At 66.3% G+C, this 23,224-nt stretch carries 11 protein-coding genes and 2 rRNA genes; 2 read left to right on the top strand and 11 right to left on the bottom strand.

The window, feature by feature from the left end:
• Window positions 1–56: 56 nt before the first annotated feature.
• Window positions 57–3,167: ribosomal RNA gene (locus tag ATL42_RS02485) — 23S ribosomal RNA — on the bottom strand.
• 479 nt (window positions 3,168–3,646) lie between these two features.
• Window positions 3,647–5,170: ribosomal RNA gene (locus tag ATL42_RS02480) — 16S ribosomal RNA — on the bottom strand.
• Together the 16S and 23S rRNA genes form the textbook arrangement of a ribosomal RNA operon.
• 650 nt (window positions 5,171–5,820) lie before the next feature.
• On the opposite strand from ATL42_RS02480, the gene ATL42_RS02475 reads away from it, so the two are divergent.
• The gene (locus ATL42_RS02475; protein ID WP_245862022.1) at window positions 5,821–7,923 is read left to right on the top strand and encodes a prolyl oligopeptidase family serine peptidase; all 2,103 of its coding nucleotides are present in this window, start codon (window positions 5,821–5,823) and stop codon (window positions 7,921–7,923) included.
• Window positions 7,924–7,954: 31 nt separating this feature from the next.
• Here the strand turns inward: ATL42_RS02475 and ATL42_RS02470 are convergent, their stop codons facing one another.
• The 7 genes from ATL42_RS02470 to ATL42_RS02440 all read right to left on the bottom strand — a co-directional run bounded on the left by ATL42_RS02470 (window position 7,955) and on the right by ATL42_RS02440 (window position 17,074).
• Window positions 7,955–9,292, bottom strand: coding sequence for an MFS transporter (locus ATL42_RS02470; RefSeq protein ID WP_098453997.1), 1,338 nt, complete (start codon window positions 9,290–9,292; stop codon window positions 7,955–7,957).
• A 96-nt stretch (window positions 9,293–9,388) separates the two neighbouring features.
• Window positions 9,389–10,429, bottom strand: coding sequence for a uroporphyrinogen decarboxylase/cobalamine-independent methonine synthase family protein (locus ATL42_RS02465; RefSeq protein ID WP_098453996.1), 1,041 nt, complete (start codon window positions 10,427–10,429; stop codon window positions 9,389–9,391).
• Window positions 10,426–11,586, bottom strand: coding sequence for a tRNA 2-thiouridine(34) synthase MnmA (mnmA, locus tag ATL42_RS02460; protein WP_098453995.1), 1,161 nt, complete (start codon window positions 11,584–11,586; stop codon window positions 10,426–10,428). The genes ATL42_RS02465 and mnmA overlap by 4 nt, the downstream gene beginning before the upstream one ends.
• Window positions 11,586–12,830, bottom strand: a complete 1,245-nt coding sequence (locus tag ATL42_RS02455; protein ID WP_098456271.1) for a cysteine desulfurase family protein — start codon at window positions 12,828–12,830, stop codon at window positions 11,586–11,588. The genes mnmA and ATL42_RS02455 overlap by 1 nt, the downstream gene beginning before the upstream one ends.
• Window positions 12,831–12,925: 95 nt before the next feature.
• Entirely contained in the window at window positions 12,926–15,103 is a 2,178-nt protein-coding gene (locus ATL42_RS02450; RefSeq protein WP_098453994.1) for a PhoX family protein, read from the bottom strand.
• 122 nt (window positions 15,104–15,225) lie between these two features.
• Complete coding sequence (locus tag ATL42_RS02445; protein WP_098453993.1) at window positions 15,226–16,233, bottom strand: electron transfer flavoprotein subunit alpha/FixB family protein; 1,008 nt, start codon at window positions 16,231–16,233, stop codon at window positions 15,226–15,228.
• Window positions 16,234–16,267: 34 nt separating this feature from the next.
• On the bottom strand, window positions 16,268–17,074 hold the full coding sequence (locus ATL42_RS02440) for an electron transfer flavoprotein subunit beta/FixA family protein (RefSeq protein WP_098453992.1): 807 nt from the start codon (window positions 17,072–17,074) through the stop codon (window positions 16,268–16,270).
• A 121-nt stretch (window positions 17,075–17,195) separates the two neighbouring features.
• Here ATL42_RS02440 and glgX point away from each other — a divergent pair, with 121 nt between their 5' ends.
• Window positions 17,196–19,487, top strand: coding sequence for a glycogen debranching protein GlgX (glgX, locus tag ATL42_RS02435; RefSeq protein ID WP_098453991.1), 2,292 nt, complete (start codon window positions 17,196–17,198; stop codon window positions 19,485–19,487).
• A 78-nt stretch (window positions 19,488–19,565) separates the two neighbouring features.
• Here the strand turns inward: glgX and ATL42_RS02430 are convergent, their stop codons facing one another.
• Window positions 19,566–20,111, bottom strand: a complete 546-nt coding sequence (locus ATL42_RS02430; RefSeq protein ID WP_098453990.1) for an aromatic ring-opening dioxygenase LigA — start codon at window positions 20,109–20,111, stop codon at window positions 19,566–19,568.
• Window positions 20,112–20,317: 206 nt separating this feature from the next.
• Entirely contained in the window at window positions 20,318–22,885 is a 2,568-nt protein-coding gene (gene glgP / locus ATL42_RS02425) for an alpha-glucan family phosphorylase (protein ID WP_098453989.1), read from the bottom strand.
• Window positions 22,886–23,224 lie beyond the last annotated feature (339 nt).

Raw genomic sequence — 23,224 nt, 5'->3', positions numbered from 1 at the left:
TCTCGGCCGTCTCCCGAGAACCGCACAGTGGACGCGTAGCACAAGTTTTATTGTGTGTTATCAAGTTATCGGCTTATTAGTACCGGTCAGCTCCGAGGGTCTTTCGTCCCCTCTTCCACATCCGGCCTATCTACCCAGTGGTCTACTGGGAGCCTCTCGGGACGAATCCCGTGGAAACCTCATCTCGAAGCAGGCTTCCCGCTTAGATGCTTTCAGCGGTTATCCCTTCCGAACGTAGCCAACCAGCCGTGCTCCTGGCGGAACAACTGGCACACCAGAGGTTCGTCCGTCCCGGTCCTCTCGTACTAGGGACAGCCCTTCTCAAGTTTCCTGCGCGCGCAGCGGATAGGGACCGAACTGTCTCACGACGTTCTAAACCCAGCTCGCGTACCGCTTTAATGGGCGAACAGCCCAACCCTTGGGACCTACTCCAGCCCCAGGATGCGACGAGCCGACATCGAGGTGCCAAACCATGCCGTCGATATGGACTCTTGGGCAAGATCAGCCTGTTATCCCCGGGGTACCTTTTATCCGTTGAGCGACGGCGCTTCCACAAGCCACCGCCGGATCACTAGTTCCGACTTTCGTCCCTGCTCGACTTGTCAGTCTCACAGTCAAGCTCCCTTGTGCACTTGCACTCGACACCTGATTGCCAACCAGGCTGAGGGAACCTTTGAGCGCCTCCGTTACATTTTAGGAGGCAACCGCCCCAGTTAAACTACCCATCAGGCACTGTCCCTGATCCGGATTACGGACCGAGGTTAGATATCCAGAGCGACCAGAGTGGTATTTCAACGTTGACTCCACACACACTGGCGTGCATGCTTCACAGTCTCCCACCTATCCTACACAAGCCGCACCGAACACCAATACCAAACTATAGTAAAGGTCCCGGGGTCTTTCCGTCCTGCTGCGCGTAACGAGCATCTTTACTCGTAGTGCAATTTCGCCGAGTTCACGGTTGAGACAGCGGAGAAGTCGTTACGCCATTCGTGCAGGTCGGAACTTACCCGACAAGGAATTTCGCTACCTTAGGATGGTTATAGTTACCACCGCCGTTTACTGGGGCTTAAATTCTGAGCTTCGCCTTGCGGCTGACCCGTCCTCTTAACCTTCCAGCACCGGGCAGGCGTCAGTCCGTATACATCGTCTTGCGACTTCGCACGGACCTGTGTTTTTAGTAAACAGTCGCTTCTCCCTGGTCTCTGCGACCCTTGCACGCTCCCCCAGCTAGTGGGTTCACGCTCCGGGCCCCCCTTCTCCCGAAGTTACGGGGGCATTTTGCCGAGTTCCTTAACCATGATTCTCTCGATCGCCTTAGTATTCTCTACCTGATCACCTGAGTCGGTTTAGGGTACGGGCGGCTAGAACCTCGCGCCGAGGCTTTTCTTGGCAGCATAGGATCACCCAATCATCGTCCATACGGACTCACCATCAGTTCTCAGGATATGTGAACAGCGGATTTGCCTACTGTTCTCCCTACAACCTTGGACGTGGACAACCATCGCCACGCTGGGCTACCTTCCTGCGTCACCCCTGTTAATACGCTTACCTAATGCCGGTTCGGGTCCCGCGCTCCCCTGAGTCCTCAGCCCCGAAGGGCCTGTGGACCAGGCTTGGGCGGTTAGCATCACCGGGGTCGGTATTGGCGGTTCTTCGCCGGTAGGAGAATATCAACTCCTTGTCCATCGACTACGCCTGTCGGCCTCGCCTTAGGTCCCGACTTACCCAGGGCGGATTAGCCTGGCCCTGGAACCCTTGATCATTCGGCGGACGGGTTTCTCACCCGTCATTCGCTACTCATGCCTGCATTCTCACTCGTGTAGGCTCCACCGCTGGATCACTCCGCGACTTCACTGCCCACACGACGCTCCCCTACCCATCCACACACCTGGACCACGAAGGCCTGGTTATTATGTGAATGCCACAGCTTCGGCGGTGTACTTGAGCCCCGCTACATTGTCGGCGCGGAATCACTTGACCAGTGAGCTATTACGCACTCTTTCAAGGGTGGCTGCTTCTAAGCCAACCTCCTGGTTGTCTGTGCAACTCCACATCCTTTCCCACTTAGCACACGCTTAGGGGCCTTAGCTGGTGGTCTGGGCTGTTTCCCTCTCGACCATGGAGCTTATCCCCCACGGTCTCACTGCCACGCTCTCACTTACCGGCATTCGGAGTTTGGCTGACGTCAGTAACCTTGTAGGGCCCATTAGCCATCCAGTAGCTCTACCTCCGGTAAGAAACACGTGACGCTGCACCTAAATGCATTTCGGGGAGAACCAGCTATCACGAAGTTTGATTGGCCTTTCACCCCTACCCACAGGTCATCCCCCAGGTTTTCAACCCTGGTGGGTTCGGTCCTCCACGCGGTCTTACCCGCGCTTCAACCTGCCCATGGGTAGATCACTTCGCTTCGGGTCTAGACCCAGCGACTATGTTCGCCCTATTAAGACTCGCTTTCGCTACGGCTTCCCCACACGGGTTAACCTCGCCACTGAGCACTAACTCGCAGGCTCATTCTTCAAAAGGCACGCTGTCACCCCTGCTAGGGAGGCTCCAACGGATTGTAGGCACACGGTTTCAGGTACTATTTCACTCCCCTCCCGGGGTACTTTTCACCTTTCCCTCACGGTACTTGTCCGCTATCGGTCACTAGGTAGTATTTAGGCTTATGAAGTGGTCTTCACGGATTCACACGGGATTTCTCGGGCCCCGTGCTACTTGGGATCCCCTTCGGGAGGCCGCGTCATTTCGTCTACGGGGGTCACACCCTCTACGCCGGGCCTTTCAATGCCCTTCGACTATAACGCGGCTTTCTGACTCCCTGAAAGTTCGGCAGAACAATCTGAAAGGTCCCACAACCCCGCCCATGCAACCCCTGCCGGGTATCACACATGAACGGTTTGGCCTCATCCGCTTTCGCTCGCCACTACTCACGGAATATCTCTTCCTGTCGGTACTGAGATGTTTCACTTCCCGACGTTCCCTCCACACACCCTATATATTCAAGTGTGGGTAACTGGACATGACTCCAGCTGGGTTTCCCCATTCGGAAATCCTCGGATCACGGTTCGTTTGCCAACTCCCCGAGGCTTATCGCAGGCTACTACGTCCTTCATCGGCTCCTAGTGCCAAGGCATCCACCCTGTGCCCTTAAAAACTTGACAACAATAAAATTGCAGAGAACAAAGATAAATCTTTGATCTTACAAAGATGCTCGCGTCCACTGTGCAGTTCTCAAGCTACGGACGATCCCACCCAACACCGACGCCTACCCACACACCCGAAGGCATGCACGTGGTTCGACCGGTTCAGGGTGACCCGTGTCAGCTACCAGACCTCATCGCCACCCGATCCCCCGTTACCAGGAAACCGACCAGCAGGTCCGACGGCCCGAAGATCACCAGCGCCATACGGCGCCCGTGCCCTCAGGACCCAACAGTGTGCTTGCGTCCACCCACCCCACCACCAGCAGTTTCCGATCCGAACCCAAAGGCCCGAACGTACTCCCACCCGCAACGAAGCCGGCATCCATAGTCAATGTTCCACCCGTGAGCAACCGCCCACACCCTCATTCGGAGTGTGGAAGCGGCCACCTGAACACACCCGGTACGCATACAGGGCATGCCAGTGTGTAGCTCCTTAGAAAGGAGGTGATCCAGCCGCACCTTCCGGTACGGCTACCTTGTTACGACTTAGTCCCAATCGCCAATCCCACCTTCGACGGCTCCATCCCACAAGGGGTTAGGCCACCGGCTTCGGGTGTTACCGACTTTCGTGACTTGACGGGCGGTGTGTACAAGGCCCGGGAACGTATTCACCGCAGCGTTGCTGATCTGCGATTACTAGCGACTCCGACTTCATGGGGTCGAGTTGCAGACCCCAATCCGAACTGAGACCGGCTTTTTGGGATTCGCTCCACCTCGCGGTATCGCAGCCCTTTGTACCGGCCATTGTAGCATGCGTGAAGCCCAAGACATAAGGGGCATGATGATTTGACGTCATCCCCACCTTCCTCCGAGTTGACCCCGGCAGTCTCCTATGAGTCCCCACCATAACGTGCTGGCAACATAGGACGAGGGTTGCGCTCGTTGCGGGACTTAACCCAACATCTCACGACACGAGCTGACGACAACCATGCACCACCTGTACACCAGTCCGAAGACGCGACCATCTCTGGCCGATTCCGGTGTATGTCAAGCCTTGGTAAGGTTCTTCGCGTTGCATCGAATTAATCCGCATGCTCCGCCGCTTGTGCGGGCCCCCGTCAATTCCTTTGAGTTTTAGCCTTGCGGCCGTACTCCCCAGGCGGGGCACTTAATGCGTTTGCTGCGGCACGGAACTCGTGGAATGAGCCCCACACCTAGTGCCCAACGTTTACGGCATGGACTACCAGGGTATCTAATCCTGTTCGCTCCCCATGCTTTCGCTCCTCAGCGTCAGTTGCGGCCCAGTGACCTGCCTTCGCCATCGGTGTTCCTCCTGATATCTGCGCATTCCACCGCTACACCAGGAATTCCAGTCACCCCTACCGCACTCTAGTCTGCCCGTACCCGATGCAAGCTCAAGGTTGAGCCTTGAGTTTTCACACCAGACGCGACAAACCGCCTACGAGCTCTTTACGCCCAATAATTCCGGACAACGCTTGCGCCCTACGTATTACCGCGGCTGCTGGCACGTAGTTAGCCGGCGCTTCTTCTGCAGGTACCGTCACTTTCGCTTCTTCCCTACTGAAAGAGGTTTACAACCCGAAGGCCTTCATCCCTCACGCGGCGTCGCTGCATCAGGCTTTCGCCCATTGTGCAATATTCCCCACTGCTGCCTCCCGTAGGAGTCTGGGCCGTGTCTCAGTCCCAGTGTGGCCGGTCGCCCTCTCAGGCCGGCTACCCGTCGACGCCTTGGTGGGCCGTTACCCCGCCAACAAGCTGATAGGCCGCGAGTCCATCCTTGACCGAAAAACTTTCCAAGCACACCCGATGCCGGGGCGCTTCATATCCAGTATTAGCCCCGGTTTCCCGGAGTTATCCCAGAGTCAAGGGCAGGTTACTCACGTGTTACTCACCCGTTCGCCACTGATCAAGAGAAGCAAGCTCCCCTATCACCGTTCGACTTGCATGTGTTAAGCACGCCGCCAGCGTTCGTCCTGAGCCAGGATCAAACTCTCCGTAAATGTATTAACATCAACCAACCCCAAAGGACCGGTCAACAACCATACGAAGCGGAACACCCCTGCAAAGAGGCACTCCATTAATCAAGGCTACAAACCGAAAACTTGCGTTTTCAATTCATACCAAATTTACTCCGCCAGACATGACCAACCACCCCACAACGAGGCAGCCAACCACACCCAAGCGAAGGGTCTTGGCATTGACTATTAAGCACACTGTTGAGTTCTCAAAGAACGGACGCTCACCATTCCAGACCTTCCAGCCTGTACTCGGGGCAACCTGTCTAACTTATCCCAACCCCCACACGATGTCAACCCCGCTCTCATCGAGCGAAACAAACAACTTACGAGGATTGATTCCCAGCCTACACGAACCCGAGCAGAACCCGAACCACGCTTCGAACAAAGGATTCAGCCCCGGGACCAGCCACTTCGCGCCAGTTCCAAAGAACTTCGCCGTGGTGTCTGTGCCTCCCTGCCGGGCTGACTTCGAGAACATTACCCCCCACCAACCCACAACACAAACCACCATCCCGTGACCGCGGTCACGTCTCGACGCGCACGACGGACGCACCGGCCGACACCCCTGGGACAGGACTCCCACGCCCGTAGGGTGATTGCGCGCGAGCGCGCACGACAAGGAGGACATGTCCATGAGCACCCCTAGCCCGAGCGGCTCTGCCCGCGTCACCACGGGCCTCTCGTCGACCGACGATCCATTCCTCTGGCTCGAGGAGGTCGAGGGAGACGCGTCGCTCACCTGGGTGCGTGAGCGCAACGCGACGACCAGCGCCACGCTCGCGGCAACCCCCGAGTTTGCCCACACCGCAGAGCAGATCCGCACGGTGCTCGACTCAGACGCGAAGATTCCTGGACTCTCGAAGATCGGTGATCTCTACTACAACTTCTGGAAGGATGCCGAGCACCCGCGCGGGCTGTGGCGCCGCACGACGCTCGAGGAGTACCGCACTCCGGAGCCCGCATGGGAGACGGTGCTCGACCTGGACGCACTCGCCGCATCCGAGGGCGAGAGCTGGGTATGGCACGGCGCCAGCGTCCTTCGTCCGGAGTACCGCCGTGCACTCGTCGATCTCTCCCGCGGCGGCGCGGACGCCGACGTCACCCGAGAGCTCGACCTCGTGACACTCTCCTTCATCGAGCCCGAGGAGGGAGGCTTCTACCGGCCGGAGTCGAAAGGTGGCCTCAGCTGGATCGACGACGAGAACGTCTACGTCTATACCGACTTCGGACCTGGCACCATGACGCCCTCCGGCTACCCCCGCATCGTCAAGCGGTGGCGGCGCGGAACCCCTCTCACGACTGCCGAGATCGTCTACGAAGGCCAACCCGACGACATGGCCGTCCATGCCTTCCGCAGCCATACGCCCGGATACGTCCGCGACTTCGTCGCGCGAGCAATCGAGTTCTACCGCTCCGAGCTCTACCTCGTGAGCGGCGACGAGCTCGTCAAGATCGACGTCCCCGCGTCTGCAGAAGTAGGGATCAAGCGCCAGTGGTTGCTCATCGAGCTGCGCGACGAGTGGACGGTCGCCGGATCGACCTACGCCGCCGGCGCGTTGCTCGCAGCCGACCTCGAGGGGTTCGTCGCAGGAGCCCGTGAGCTCGACGTGCTGTTCGAGCCCACCGCGACGACGAGCCTCGCAGGAACTACATGGACGAAGAACCACCTCGTGCTCAACGTCCTCGACCACGTCCGCAACCGCCTCCACGTCTTCACGCCGCCTGGCACCGACGACACGACGACGACCGCAGCAGAGCGTTGGGTGTCGTACCCGCTCACCGGAGTGCCAGATATGGGGACCGTCGGCGTCTCGGCCGTCGACAGCGACGCGTCTGACGACGTCTGGCTCGTCGCGACCGACTACCTCACCCCGACGACGCTCTCGCTCCTCCCGCTCGGGTCTGCTCCTGAGGAGCTCAGAGCGATGCCCGTGTTCTTCGAGTCGGACGGCCTGACGATCGACCAGCACTTCGCCGTCTCCGAGGACGGCACACGTGTCCCGTACTTCGAGGTGCGGCGAGCCGACCTCGTGCTCGACGGCACCGCTCCGACGCTCCTCTACGGCTACGGAGGCTTCGAGATCTCGCTCACGCCCGCGTATTCCGGCGGGCTCGGACGCGCATGGCTCGAGCACGGTGGGGTCTACGTCGTCGCGAACATCCGCGGGGGCGGAGAGTATGGGCCCCGCTGGCACCAGCTCGCGCTCAAGCAGCACCGGCACCGCGCCTACGAAGACTTCGTCGCGGTCGCCCGGGACCTCCTGGAACGGCGCGTGACGTCGACACCGCACCTCGGTGTGCAAGGTGGGTCGAACGGTGGGCTGCTCACCGGGAACATGCTCACGCAGCACCCGGAGCTCTTCGGCGCCGTCGTGGTCCAGGTCCCGCTGCTCGACATGCGGCGCTACTCCCACCTGCTCGCGGGCGCGTCGTGGATGGCCGAGTACGGGGACCCGGACGACCCAGCGCAGTGGGAGTTCATCAAGACCTTCTCGCCGTACCACCTCTTCGACCCCGCCCGCACGTATCCACCTGTCCTGTTCACCACGTCGACCAAGGACGACCGTGTGCACCCCGGACACGCGCGCAAGCTTGCCGCAGCGATGATCGCCGCAGGCAAGGACGTCACCTACTACGAGAACATCGAGGGCGGCCACGGGGGCGCAGCGAACAACGCCCAGGCCGCACACATGTCCGCGCTCGCCTACCGGTTCCTCTGGGAACGGCTCGCCTGAGCCGTCCACGCATCCGGCGCGCGGCGCCTGCTCAGGCTTCTGGGCGCCGCGCGTCGTACGCGAGCAGCCGGGGCTGCCACCGGACGAGCGCGAGCAGCACGACGACGCACAGCAGACCGCCGACGACGGCCGCCCACCCCTCACCCCACCAGGTCGCCTGGGCGCCGAGCACGACGTCCCCGAGGCGAGGCCCGCCCGCGACCACGACGATGAACACGCCCTGCAAGCGGCCGCGCATGTTGTCCGGCGTCGCGGACTGCAGGATCGTCTGCCGGAACACTGCGCTCACCGCGTCCGACGCACCGCACAGCACCAGCATGACGAGCGCCGCCACGAGCCCACCCACCAGGACCTCACCCGGGTACGTCCGTCCGGCGAGGACGAGCACGAGGCCGAAGCCCGCGACAGACAGCCCCCAGCAGACGATCGCCCACACGATGACCAACCCTTGACGATGCAGCCGCGTGAGGCCGCCCGAGAGCACCCCGGCGAGCAGCCCGCCCACCGCGAGCGCGGCCGTGAGAGCCCCGGTCGTCCCCTCGCCACCGCCGAGCACGACCACCCCGATCGCGGGGAAGAGCACCCTCGGCATCGCGAAGACCATCGCGGCCAGGTCGACGAGGAACGTCATCCGGACGATCGGACGGGTGGCGAGGTAGCGCAGCCCGTCGACGACCGAACCCAGGCCGGCGCCCCGACGACGCCCGACGGCTCCTCTGCCGCCGTTCTCCGGGTCTCCGGGTCGCCCCTCGCCCGCTGGTTCTGTGGACGGTTCTGGCGGCATCCCCGGCAGCTGGACAAGAGCCCACAGCGCGGCGCTGAAGCACACGACGTCGACGGTGTACACGGCCGCGTAGCCCCACCGCGCGACGATCAGCGCTGCCGAGAGCGGACCGACCGTCAGCGCGACGTTCCAGCTGATCGTCATGAGCGTGTTCGCCGCAGGGAGGAGCGACGGCTCGATGAGTCTGGGGATGATCGCCGAGCGAGCCGGGTTGTTCACCGCGAACGCGGCCGACTGCAGAGCGACGAGACCGTAGAGGACCGGTACCGAGTCGAGGCCCAACCACGCCTGGGCAGCGAGCGCCATCGTCACGACCCAGAGCACCGTGGACGCGCAGAGCGCCACGGTCCGGCGGTCGTAGGCGTCGACGAGCGCACCACCGTAGAGCCCGAGCACCACGAGCGGCACGAGTGCGAAGACGCCCAGGAGACCGACGGCGAACGTCGACCCGGAGAGCGAGTAGACCTGGAGGCCGACAGCGACGACCGTGAGCTGCGCGCCGAGGTTCGACACTCCCAGCCCCCACCACAGGCGCCGGAAAGGGGCCGTGCGCAGGGGCGTGGTGTCGACGAAGAGGCTGGGCACCTCGGGATGCTACCTCGCGCGGACGTACGGCGGGGTGTCGAACTCGTGCGCGGCCGCGGCACGGTGTGGCGAGGTGAGACGCAGCGCGGCGCCTGGTCAGTCGGCTGCGCGCTCGGCGAGGATCGCTGCAGCGCGGACGGTCGTGGCGAGCGCGCTACGGACCTCCGCTGGACTGACGGTCGTCGCGCCGCGACCGTCGGCACCCGCACCCGTGAGCACCACGTCGGCAAGCCCTGCAGCAGGGAGGCCCATGCGCCGCCACGGGACGCTCACCACGTCGGCCAGGCCCCGGACGTCTGCCCCTGCGCACCGGGAGACCGCCGCCGGCGGCAGCCCGGCCCAGAAGGTCGTCCCACGCTCGACAGCACGGGCGATCAGCTCCCAGCCGGTCGCGTTCCAGCCGGCGTCGACCAGCCCGAGGTCCATCCCGAGAGCATCAGCCCCGGCGAGCACCACAGGTGCGATCCCGACCCAGGCCTGACCGACGTGCACGACGCTCGTCACGCCGTCGTCCCGTGCGGTGTCGAGGACCGGTCGCAGGCCTCCGACGAGATCGGGGCCGTCGACCGGACGCAACCGGGACATCCCCGAGAAGGTCGGCAGGACTCCAGCAGCTACCTGGCCGAGCAGCGGCTCGTGCACCTGGACCGTGAGCTCGGCCCCAGGCACCTGTGCACGGACGTCGCGCACGTGCTCGGCCAGCCCGGCTGCGAGCGACTCCGCGAGCGCACGGACAGCGCCCCGGTCGGACAGGACCCGGTCACCGCGTGCCAGGTACACCGTCGCCGCGAGGGTCCACGGCCCGACCACCTGGACCGTCAACGGCCCCGCGTACTCGTACGCAGCGATCGCCAGAGCACCGATGTCCTCCCGGAGGAAGGCCCTCGCTCGCTCGCTGTCTGCTCCTGCATGGTCAGCGAGCTTCCACCCGTGCGGGCCGATCTCCACGGGCATCTCGACGAGAAGCGCTGCTGTCCGCGCGACAGGTTCTGCGCCCGGCCCACGGTCGGAGAGCTGGGTGAGGAACGGGAGCCCGGTCACGCCCTCAGGTACCTCAGAGAGATCACCGAGGACGACCATCTGCGCCTCGAGAGGCTCGTGTCCCGGCCAGGTGCCGGGGCCGCTCGCTCCGGTCACGGGAGCGAGGCGGTCGTCGGACGCGGCGCGAGGCGCGTCGCGCTCGTCACCGTCGACTGGCCGAGGACCCTCGTTCCGGAGTACACGACGAGAGACTGCCCCGCCGCGACACCGCGGAGCGTCGCTCCGACGAGATCGACCTCCATGCCCGAAGCACCGACCGCCCGCGCCCGCGCCGGAACCGGCTCACCGTGCGCACGGACCTGGACCATCGCGTCGAACCAGCCCGAGCCCTGCTCGTCGAGACCTGCGCCGGCAAGGACGTCGTCAGCGAGCCAGATCGCCTGGCCTCCCTCGACGTGATCGACCGTGAGGAGCTCTGCCGCACCGACCACGACGGTGTTCGTCACCGGCTGGACGTCGAGGACGTAGCGCGCCTTGCCGTCCGCTGCCGGTCGACCGAGCGCCAAGCCCTTGCGCTGCCCGACCGTGTACGCGTAGGCGCCGTCGTGCTCGCCCACCTGCTGGCCGTCCGCGTCGACGATCGGCCCCGGCTTCGACCCGAGGTGGTCCCGGAGGAAGCCCTGCGTGTCGCCGTCAGCGACGAAGCAGATGTCGAACGAGTCCGGCTTGGTCGAGACGCTCAGGCCGCGTGCGGCTGCCTCTGCGCGCACCTCGTCCTTGGTCGCGAAGCCCCCGAGAGGAAACATCGTGCGGCGCAGCCTCTCCGGGCCCATGACCGCCAGGACGTACGACTGGTCCTTGGGCGTGTTCGGTGAACGGTGCAGCTCACGGATCTCCTGCCCGTCAGCCGCCTGGCGCGTGACGACCTGGGCGTAGTGCCCCGTCGCGACCGCGTCAAAGCCGAGCGCTGTCGCCTTGTCGAGCAGCGCCTCGAACTTGATGTGCTCGTTGCACCGCACGCACGGGTTCGGCGTCCGGCCCGCCGCATACTCCGAGAGGAAGTCCGCGACCACCGTGTCCTCGAACTTCTCCGACAGGTCCCACACGTAGTACGGGATGCCGAGGACGTCAGCAGCACGGCGAGCGTCGCCCGCGTCCTCGATAGAGCAGCACCCGCGCGAACCGCTGCGGAACTGGTCGCGGTTGCGCGACAACGCCATGTGGACGCCGACCACGTCGTGCCCGGCCTCGACGGCGAGCGCCGCCGCCACCGCTGAATCGACGCCACCAGACATCGCAGCAAGAACTCGCATCAGTGCACCTCCTGTGAACCACGGTTACGACTCGTCCCGAGACCGGCCGACGCCAGCCCCGCCGCCGACGCCCGCGCGACGACGTCCGGCAGCACGTCGAGCACGAGATCGATGTCTTCGTCGGTCGACGTCTCACCGAGAGTGAAGCGCAGCGCGCCCCGCGCGTCGTCCTCGCCCACGCCCATCGCGAGCAGGACGTGCGACGGCTGCGGGACTCCCGCCTGGCAGGCCGAGCCGGTCGAGGCCTGTACCCCGGCCGAGTCCAGCAGGTAGAGCAGCGAGTCTCCCTCGCACCCAGAGAACGTGAAGTGGACGTTGCCAGGCAGTCGCCGGTCGTCTCCGCCGCTCGACGGCTCCGGTCCGCGCAGCGTGGCTGTCGGGACAGCCGCACGGATGCCCGCCACGAGCCGGTCTCGCAGACGTGCGAGGCGCACGGTGCTCTCCGGGACCGACGCGACAGCCGCACCCAGAGCGACCGCGAACGATCGGATCCCCGCGGCATCGAGCGTCCCCGAACGCACACCCCGCTCCTGCCCCCCGCCATGGAGCACCGGTGTGAGCTCGAGCGTCCGCTTCGCGACCAGCGCCCCGACGCCCACCGGCCCGCCGAGCTTGTGCGCCGAGACCGTGAGCGCGTCGAGCCCGCTCGCTGCAAAGTCGACAGGGACGTGCCCCACCGCCTGCACCGCGTCCGAGTGCACGGGGATCCCATGGCTGCGCGCCGCAGCGACCACCTCAGCGACCGGCTGGATCGTCCCGACCTCGTTGTTCGCCCACATGATGCTGATGAGCGCCGTCTCGCTCGCGTGCTCGGCAAGCTCCGCGCGCAGGGCCGCGACGTCGACTGCCCCCGTGGCGTCCACGGCGAGGAGGACGATCTCCGCGCCCGCGTGCTCCGCCATCCAGAACGCAGGGTCGAGGACCGCGTGGTGCTCGACCGTAGAGATGAGGATGCGGCGCCGCTCCGGGTGGGCCACCCGACGTGACCAGAAGAGGCCCTTGACCGCGAGATTGTCTGCCTCGGTGCCACCGCCGGTGAAGATCACCTCGCTGGGCCGGGCTCCGAGCGCCGCCGCGACCTGCTCCCGCGACTCTTCGACCACGCGCCGCGCGCGCCGCCCGGACGCGTGCAAGGACGACGGGTTCCCAGTCATCGCCAGCTGCTCCGTGTACGCCTCGATCGCGGCCGCCGACATCGGGGTCGTCGCAGCATGGTCGAGATAAGCAGAACGAGAAGGAGTCACGATCACCCAGTCTACGAGCCGTGCCGGGTGGCGGCGGTCGCACTCGACGCACACCACCCGGCACCTCTCGTCCCCTCAGGAACAGGGGTCGGTTCTCAGCCCTTCCACACCTGCACGACCGCCGGCCGCGGACCGGCCGACTGCCCCGGGCCAGGTGCGGTCCCTGCTGGGACATAGTCCGGGAAGAACGACCTCGGGGCCGCCACCGTCCCGTCCTCACCAGGGTGCTGGACCGCGACGAAGACCATCTCGTCGTCCTCGTGGATCACCGGACCGCACGTCTCGGCATCGACCGGCACCGAGAGGAACTGCTGCACGTGCCCGCGCTCCGCACCCGTGAGCGGCACCTTGAAGAGCCCGTCCGCATACCCGATCGTGCCCGGCTGACCGTCCGTCGAGATCCACAGGTTGCCCGAGTCGTCGAAGGCCACGTTGTCCGGGCACGAGATCGGCGACACCTTCTCCCGCGGGAAGCCAGCGAAGTACGTCGAGACGTTCTTGGCCGGGTCGCCGCACACAAGCAAGAGGTTCCAGGTGAAGGTCGTCGCCGTCGCGTCGTCGCCGTCCTCGGCGATCTCCACGATGTGCCCGTCGCGGTTGCTCAGGCGCGGGTTGATCTCCGTCGCGCCCTCCTTGCCGTCCTTGCCGCGGTCCGAGTTGTTCGTGCACGCGATGTACACGTGCCCCGTCGTCGGGCTCGGCTCGACGTCCTCGCACCGGTCCATCTTCGTCGCACCGAGCGCATCGGCCGCGAGCCGCGCGTGGACGAGCACGGACGCGTCGTCGAACCCCTCGACCTGGCTCACCCCGTCGAGCGTCAGCGCGAGCCACTCCCCTGTCCCGTCGAACGACCCGTCCGCCGGGAGCGTCCCCGTCCCGTCGATCTCGGCAGCCGGCGAGTCACCCGTGAACCGTGCGACGTACAGAGACCCCGTGCTGAGCAGTGTGCGGTTGAACGCCCTGTCCTTCGACGACGTGCCGTTGCGCATCGTGTCCGTCGAGACGAACTTGTAGAGATAGTCAAAACGCTCGTCGTCGCCCATGTACGCGACGGCCTGCCCTGACGGAGCAAGGAGAACGTTGGCACCCTCGTGCTTGAAACGGCCGAGCGCGGTGTGCTTGACCGGAGCCGTCGTGGGCTCGTACGGGTCGACCTCGACGATCCACCCAAAACGGTTGGGCTCGTTCTCATAGCCTGCGCTGCGGGCGTCGAAGCGCGGGTCGACGTGCTCCCAGCCGCCAGAGGTCTCAGCATCACGCAATCCGTAGCGAGCGTCGGCTGCCGAGGTCCCGGCCGAACGGAAGTACCCGTTGAAGTTCTCCTCGCCCGACAGGACCGTCCCCCACGGAGTGGTGCCGCCGGCGCAGTTGCCGAGCGTCCCGAGCACCGTGCGACCAGCAGGGTCGTCGATCGTCTTCATGAGGTCCGAGCCCGCCGCCGGGCCGTCCACCTCGAACGCCGTCCCCGTGTGGATCCGACGGTTGTACGAGTTCACAGGCGAGTAGACCCACGGCGTCGAGCTGCGCTTGCGCGTCAGCTGCACGACGGCCATTCCCTGTGCAGCCATCTGGATCCGTCGCTGCTCGGCGAGCACGGCCGGGTCGCTCGTCGGAGAGAACATGATCGCGGGGTTGACGTACTCGTGGTTCGCGACGAGCAGCGCCTTGCGTGCGGTGTCGCGTCCCTTGGGGCCCTTGTCCCGGCCACGCCCCTTGTTGCGGGTCCGGCCGAACTCCTGCTTCTTGCCGTTCCAGAAGGCCGCGCCACGGGTGTCGTCGAGCGGGAGGATGTCGAGGTAGTCGTTGTTGTACCCGAACTGCAGGAGCTGCTGCTCGGCGCTCTGAGCGTCTGCGTCGAAAGCCGCACCACCGGCGAGCACGGGATCACCCCAGCGGATGATCGGGCTCCACCGGTAGCCCGTCGGGACGACGACCTCGTCGACCGTCGCGGCCGGCGCCTGGATGGCTCCGAACGCGAGGCCTCGGCTCGCCGCACCCTTCGTCGCCTCGAGCGGCGCCGCCGCGGCAGCATCCGGCGTCAGGATCGGGCGGACGGCGATGGCCAGCGCACCGACGGCTGCGCCGCCGAGCACCGCGCGACGACTCAGGGCGCGCTCCGCGACGTCACGGAAGTACTCGTTCGCGCTGCGGTTGGGGACGGGGTGGAAGCAGGCGTCCGCACACTTGAGGTGGCAGGTCACGGCGCTGCGCTTCCCCTGCGTGTGCGGTGCCATAGGCAAGAGCGAGCGAGCTGGGGACGACGAGATCGTCATGGCGTTCTCCACGGTCGACGTGTGGGACGGACCTCGCAAACGGTATGCGCCGAGGTTTATCACTCACCTGCACGCCGATGGACGACGGATGAACACCAGATGAATCGCCTAGTGGTGCGCGATCACCCCTTGTGGCGACGGATCTCCGCTGCAGCCTGCGGGAGCACCTCCGCCATGTCACCCACGACGCCGAAGTCGGCGATCTCGAAGATAGGCGAGTCCGGGTCGTTGTTCACCGCGATGATCACGCCGGACGCCTGCATCCCACCACGGTGGTGAGGCGCTCCGGAGATGCCCGCCCCGACGTACACGCGGGGAGCGATCGTCACCCCGGTCTGACCGATCTGCGCGTCGTGGCCCACCCAGCCCTCGTCGACGGCGTCGCGCGTCGCACCCACCGCGGCGCCGAGCGCGTCGGCAAGGTCCTCGACGGGCGCAAAGTCACCGAGGGTTCCCCGGCCTCCCGCCACGACATACGCCGCTTCTGCGAGAGCAGGACGGCCCGAGCCGCCGACCGGGGCCTCGTGCAGCACGCGATCGACGAGCGTCGCTGCGGTGGACGCCGGTGTCGGCACGACAGCGAACCGCTCGACCTCCACCGTAGAGGGCTCCGCCGCCAGGGCCTGGACGACAGCGTTCGCGCGGACCGTGAAGACGGCCATGGGCGTCGTCACAGCACAGGAGACGTCCCACGAACCGGCAAAGACGCGCTTCGCGCCGACCAGGCCGCTCTGCGCAGGATCGTCAGTGACCCCAGCGACATCGAGCACCAGCCCGGACCGCGTCGATGCTGCGAGCCGGGCAGCAGCCTCCGTGTTGACGAACGACGAGGTGAACAGGACCACGTCAGCACGGCACGCCACGAGCGCGGCCTCGATCGCCTCGGCCGCGACCGGGGTCAGGTGGACGACGGACGGGTCGAGCGCACCGAGGTCTGCGACGAGCACCCGCTCGACCCCGTGGTCGGAGAGGCTCGCCAGCGTCTCGGCGCTCGGCTCGGTCAGCGCCACGGCCGTCGTGCGGCCCAGCGTCCGGGCCAGAGTCAAGAGCTCGAGGGCCGGAGACCGCAGCCCCGCAGCGGGGGTGTCGAGCACGATGAGGACGCTCCGTGCGTCACGCAGATCAACCATTTCAGTCCCGTCTCGCGGTTCAGGCAGGGTGGATTCAGACAAGGTCGTTGCGGATGAGGTAGTCGGCGAGCGCACGGCCGCCTTCCCCCTTGTCGACCACGAGCTCGACGGGCTCGCGCGGTGGCCGCGGCGCGCTGGACACGACACGGGTCCGGGCCCCGGCCTCCCCGACGGCGTCGGGAGCAAGGCCGACGGCAGCAAGGTCCCAGGCCACGATCTCCTTCGAGCGCGCAGCCATGATGAGCTTGAAGTTCGGGTAGCGCGGGGTGTTCACGTGGTCCGTGACGCTGACCACGGCAGGCAGCGACGCTGTGAGCGTCTCCGTCACGCCGTCGAGGTCACGGTCGATCTCGACCCGGCCGTCGGCGACCGTCAGGCGCGACGCGAGCGTGAGCTGCGGGAGGCCCAGGTCGGCGGACAGCAAGGCGGGAACGACAGACCCCAGACCGTCGAGCGCCGCCATCCCCGTGATGACGAGGTCTACCGGGCCTGACTCCTCGAGCGTCCGCACCGCGGCCGCGATCGCCGTCGCCGTCCCGAAGACGTCCGACCCCGCGATCGCTGGGTCCGTCAGCCGGACCGCGCGGTCGACTCCGAGCTGGTAGGCCTTGCGCAGCGCGGCGTCAGCCTCGACCGGCCCCACGGTGAGCGCGATGACCTCGCTCGCTGCACGGCCTTCCGCCCCCAGGGCCTCCACGATCTGCAGTGCCGCCTCGATCGCGTTCTCGTCGAGCTCGTTGAGCGTGCCGTCGTCGGCTCCGCGTGCGGTACGTCCGTCAGGGGTGAACTGACGGTTCGAGTGGATGTCCGGGACATGCTTCACCGGAACGACGATCCTCATGGCAAGCAGCTCTCTCTTCCATCGCGATACGACCGCATGCAGCCTACAACGCCACCGCCACGATGGACCGACACCGCCCACATGTGCGCGACCTGTTCCCAGACGCGAGAGAATCGTCCCCATGACCGAACCATCAGGCGGCTCCGTACACAGTCCCGTCCCCCCGTTCGGCGTCCATCTCGAAGGTGACGGCGTGCGGGTCGCAGTCCTGGCCGCGCACGCCACCGGCGTCGACCTCTGCCTCATCGACCCCGCCCCCGCGACCGGCTCGGACGGCGCGCTGTCGTTCACCGAGCGGCGGGTGCCGCTCGTCGAGAAGAGCTACGGGGTGTGGCACGGGTACGTACCCGGCGTCCGTGAAGGACAGCGCTACGGCTTCCGGACGCACGGGTCCTGGGACCCGCAGGCCGGCTTGCGGCACAACCCGGCCAAGCTCCTCGTCGACCCGTACGCTCGTGGCCTCGTCGGCGACCTCGACTTCGGCCCGATCACGTACGGGCACGTAGCCGAGGGACATCCCTCGACAGGCGGGGTCACCGGTGATCCGTGCGGTCCCGCCGACAGCCGCGACTCGCTGGCACACGTGCCCCACTCCGTCGTCGTCGCGCCCCGGACAGGGCACCCTCCGGTGTCTCGGCCGCACGTCCCGTGGCGGGACACCGTCATCTACGAGGCGCACGTGCGTGGGCTCACACGCCAGCTCGACGCAGTCCCAGAGCACCTCCGCGGAACCTACGCGGGCCTGGCCCACCCGGCGACCATCGATCATCTCCGGACGCTCGGGATCACGACCGTCGAGCTCCTGCCGATCCATGCGTTCGCCGACGAGCCGCACCTCGTCGCCAAAGGGCTGACCAACTACTGGGGCTACAACACGCTCGGCTTCTTCGCCCCGCACGCCGGCTACGCGACCCGCGCGGCGCAGGACGCCGGGCCGGGTGCGGTCCTCGACGAGGTCAAGGGCATGGTCCACCTGCTCCATGCCGCGGGGATCGAGGTCATCCTCGACGTCGTCTACAACCACACGTGCGAGGGCGGCACCCCCGGTCAGCACCTCTCGTGGCGCGGGCTCGACAACACGTCCTACTACCTGCACGACGGCGGATCCCCGGCTGTGCTCGTCGACGTCACCGGCTGCGGGAACTCGCTCGACTTCCGCCGACCACGCGTCGTCCAGATGACGCTCGACTCGCTGCGGTACTGGGCTCAGGAGATCGGTGTCGACGGGTTCAGGTTCGATCTCGCCGTCACGCTCGGTCGCGACAGTACCGGGTTCACCACGAACCACCCGTTCCTCGTCGCGCTCCAGACCGACCCGCTCCTGAGCCAGCTCAAGCTCGTCGCGGAGCCGTGGGACGTCGGGATGGGCGGCTGGCAGACAGGACACTTCCCTCCCCCGATGGCCGAGTGGAACGACCGGTTCCGCAACGCGGTGCGTTCCTTCTGGCTCTCCGACCCGGCGCAGGCCGCCCACGGTCGCCCCGGGCAAGGGATCCGTGAGCTCGCGACCCGGCTCGCCGGCTCAGCAGACCTCTTCGGTCACAGCGACCCGCCCCACATCAGAGGGCCCGTGGCATCGATCAACTACATCACTGCGCACGACGGGTTCACCCTGGCGGACCTCGTCGCGTACGAGCACAAGCACAACCAGGCGAACGGCGAGAACGGCCGCGACGGCAGCAACGACAACCGGTCGTGGAACCACGGCATCGAAGGACCGGTGCAGGCAGAGTCGGTCGGGATGGAGATCGGTCCGATGCGCCGGAGGTCTGTGCGCAACCTTCTCGGAACGCTCCTGCTCTCCGCAGGCACACCGCTCATCACCGCCGGAGACGAGATGGGGCGCACCCAGCGCGGCAACAACAACGCCTACTGCCAAGACAACGAGCTCTCGTGGGTGGCCTGGGACCTGTCGCCGTGGCGCACAGACCTGTTCGACACCGCACGGTACCTGCTCTCGCTGCGCCGAGAGCACGCGGCGCTGCGCGCCGACGAGTTCTTCCTCGGACGCCCTGCACCGCTCGACGGCCCCGAGCAGCCTGACCTCGCGTGGTACGACAGCCAGGGTGAGCCGGTCTCGCACGCGCAGTGGCACGACCGCGAGGTCCGGACGCTCCAGATGCTCCGTCGTGGGAGACGTGCAGCCGGTGCGCCCCGAGACGAGGCACACGTCCTCTTCGTCATCAACGGCACGCTCGACGACGCCCACGTCGGCCTCGCCGGCGACGGAAACAGCACCCGGACGTGGACCCTGGCATGGGACAGCGCGTGGGAGAACCCTGAGCAGCGCTTCGACGACACCGACAGGAGCGACACGACGGACGGTACGTCGGGAGACCTCCCCGCCGGTGCGCTCGTCCACCTCGAGCCTCTCTCGACGCAGCTCTACGTCGCCTACCCGCTCGAGGACTGACCAGGACGACGCGCACGACGAGGGCCCCGCCGAACCGGCGGGGCCCTCGTCGTGCGCGTCGTCAGTGCTGGTGATCGATCAGACGGCGGCGGGAGCGGACTCGTGGGTGGTCGCAGCGACCTGCTCGGTGCGAGCTGCGGCGAGGAGCCACTGGCTCCATCCGAGGAGGATGAACATGACGCCCAGTCCCATGACGAGGGCGGAGACTCCGTAGGCCACGACCGAGGTGAAGAGCGACGCCCGCAGGAAGGACGCGTTCATCACGGTGGTGCGCTGCTCGCCGAGCGCAGCGATCTGGTCAGCGTTGCCCTCAGCATCGGCTGCCTTGAGCCCGGCGACCTCCGCACCGATCTCTGCGTACGTCTTGCCGTCGCTGCCTGCGAGCGCGTGGTGGTTGATCGCGTTGGCCTGGGCAAAAGCGGTGAACGGACCCGCGACGTCCTTGCCGGCGAGTGCGCCCGGCTCTTCGTCGGTGACGGCGGAGACGGTGATCTCTTCGTCCTTGAGCTGCGAGGTGATCATCCCCCACACGACTCCACCGGCGATGATGAGAACGAGGCCGGCGACCATCGACAGGATGGCGACGATGGCGACTGGCTTGCGGGACGTGGTGATGCTCGACATTTCAATACCCCTCAGTATTTTGGGATTCGGTCCCCCTGCTCGCTGTTCAGCGATGAATCCACCGTATCTGCGACGACGGACGATCCTGGGGGACTTAAGACTCACGGTGTCATATCCCTGGGACGAGAGGTCCACATGCTCGGTGCACCAGTCCGGGCACGGGTGCGGCCCGGGTCCCGACGGGACCCGGGCCGCACGTCGAGCGGTCAGGCGTTGGCGACGAGCCCGAGCTCAGCGACGTTGACGAGCCCGTCGTGCTTGGGCACGATGCGGACCGTGTAACCGAACGGCCCTGAGGAGTCGAGGACGACCTCTCCGCCGAACGCGTAGCGGCCCGCCTCGAGGGTCTCGAGCACGGTGAGCGGCTCGGCGACGAACGACGACATCTCGTCCGACTCCGAGACCTTTCCGTGCACCACCTGGACGTCGACGTCTGCCGGGGTGAGCGCACCCAACGACACGTACGCGTGGACAGCAAGATGGTCGCCGACCTGAGGAGCCTCCCCGAGGCCCGCCGACTCCACGTGATCGACCCGGACATGGGCCCAGTCCCCGCGGATCGTCTGCTTCCACTGCGCGAGGCCGCGCGCACCGGAGTAGTCCGAGTCGTGCAGGAGCCGACCGGCCCGAGCCGCCGGAGCGTAGAGACCGTTGACGTAGTCCGCCACCATCCGCGTCGCCTGGACCTTCGGGCCGAGCGTCGCGAGGGTGTGGCGCACCTGCTGCATCCAGTGGCGTGGCACGCCGTCAGCACCCCGGTCGTAGAAGCGTGCAGCGACCTGCGACTCGATGAGGTCGTAGAGCGCAGCCGCCTCGAGGTCGTCCCGTCGGTCTGCGTCTTCGACACCGTCAGCGGTCGGGATGGCCCAGCCGTTCTCGCCGTCGAACCACTCGTCCCACCAGCCATCGAGGATGGAGAGGTTGAGACCCCCGTTGAGCGCAGCCTTCATACCAGACGTGCCGCACGCCTCGAGCGGTCGCAACGGGTTGTTGAGCCACACGTCGCACCCTGGATAGAGCGTCTGCGCCATCCCGATGTCGTAGTTCGGCAGGAACACGATCCGGTGGCGCACCGCAGGGTCGTCGGTGAACTTCACGAGCTGCTGGATGAGCCGCTTCCCCTGGTCGTCCGCCGGGTGCGACTTGCCGGCGATGATCAGCTGCACCGGACGGTCCGGGTCGAGCAAGAGCGACCGCAGGCGGTCCGGGTCCCGGAGCATGAGCGTGAGCCGCTTGTACGTGGGGACGCGACGGGCGAAACCGATGGTCAGGACGTCGGGCGAGAGCGCCTCGTCGATCCAGCCGAGCTCGGCGGGGCTGGCGCCGCGCTTGCGCCACGACTTGCGCAGCCGCAGGCGCGCGTCGTCGACAGTCTGCGAGCGCAGCGCGCGTCGCACGTCCCACAGCTCGATGTCGCTCACGGCATCTGTGCGGAGCCACCCGTCGCTCGACTCGAGCTCCGCAGGGCTGAAGCGGGACTCGGCCAGCTCGCTGACCCGGCGGTCGACCCAGGTCGGCGCGTGGACACCGTTGGTGATGGACCCGATCGGGACCTCGGTCTCGTCGAAGCCCGGCCACAGACCGTTGAACATGCCCCGGGACACCTCGCCGTGGAGGAGAGACACGCCGTTGGCGCGCCCGCCCAGGCGCAGACCCATGAGTGCCATGTTGAAGACTGTCGGGTCTCCGCCGTCGAAGTCCTCGGCGCCGAGGGAGAGGATCCGGTCGAGCGGCACCCCGCCGATCTCGTTGGCGCCGCCGAAGTACTGGCTGATCGTGTCCACACCGAAGCGGTCGATACCAGCAGGCACCGGGGTGTGCGTGGTGAACACGGTCGCGGAGCGGACCGCTTCGAGGGCCTCGTCGTAGGTCAGGCCGTGCTGGTTGACGAGCTCAGCGATGCGCTCGACCCCGAGGAAGCCGGCATGCCCCTCGTTGGTGTGGTAGACCTCCGGCTCCGGGGCACCCGTGAGACGCGACCACAGCCGGAGCGCACGCACGCCGCCGACGCCGAGAAGGAGCTCTTGCTGGAGCCGGTGCTCTCCGCCGCCCCCGTAGAGACGGTCGGTGACCTTCCGAGCGAGGTCGTCGTTCTCCGGGATGTTGGAGTCGAGGAGGAGGAGCGGGACGCGCCCGACGGCTGCCATCCACACGTGCGCGTGCAGCGTCCGGCCGCCCGGCAGCGCGATGCTCACCGTGGCCGGGAGACCGTCGTCTTCACGGATCAACGTGATCGGGAGCCCGTCGGGGTCGAGCAGGGGATAGTCCTCGACCTGCCACCCGTCTCGGGTGAGCGACTGGACGAAGTATCCGGCGCCGTAGAGGAGCCCGACGCCGACGATCGGGACACCGAGGTCCGAGGCGCTCTTGAGATGGTCACCTGCAAGGATGCCGAGCCCACCGGAGTACTGCGGCAGGACCTTCGTGATGCCGAACTCGGGCGAGAAGTAGGCGATGGCGGCGGGGAGATCGTCTCCCGCGCTCTGATACCACCGAGGGCTCGTCATGTAGTCACGCAGGTCCGCGGCGGCCGCACGCACGGCTTCCACGAGCGCTTCGTCGCGGGCGAACGCCGCGAGCTTGTCCGGCGTCAGCGCACCGAGAAGGGCGACGGGGTCGCCCTTGACCTCGCGCCAGATGACTGGATCGAGTGCTGCGAAGAGGTCACGGGTCGGCGCGTGCCACGACCAGCGGAGATTGTGCGCCAGCTCGTCCAGATCCTGGAGCGCGGCGGGAAGGACGGTGCGGACGGTGAATCTACGGATGGCTTTCACGCTCCGACACTACCGAGCAAAAGTCGATTGCACACCTATTTCTGGGAACAAGTCTGAAACGACTGCAAGACGTTTCCGGATCGTCAGGACGGCGCGCCGAGAGGTGCGGTTCGAGTATCCGGACGCCCACCGAGTAGGTAGGTTCGGTGTGTGACCTCCAAGCGCACTCCCCAGTCCTCGGGCCCAGACGCTCCTGCGACCGACGTCCCCACAGCGCCTCCGACCTCGACCGGTGACGCAGCGGCGACGCCTCGCGCGACGCCCGTGACCAGAGCACGGGCCACTCCGGCCGCCCGAGCGCAGACAGCTCCCGCCTCCACGGCTCCGACTCCACCCCCC

Origin of the sequence: Sanguibacter antarcticus (assembly GCF_002564005.1) — a bacterium.
Classification (GTDB): Bacteria; Actinomycetota; Actinomycetes; order Actinomycetales; family Cellulomonadaceae; genus Sanguibacter; species Sanguibacter antarcticus.
Note: the sequence above shows the minus strand (reverse complement) of the source record. Positions and strands in the feature narration are given on the sequence as shown.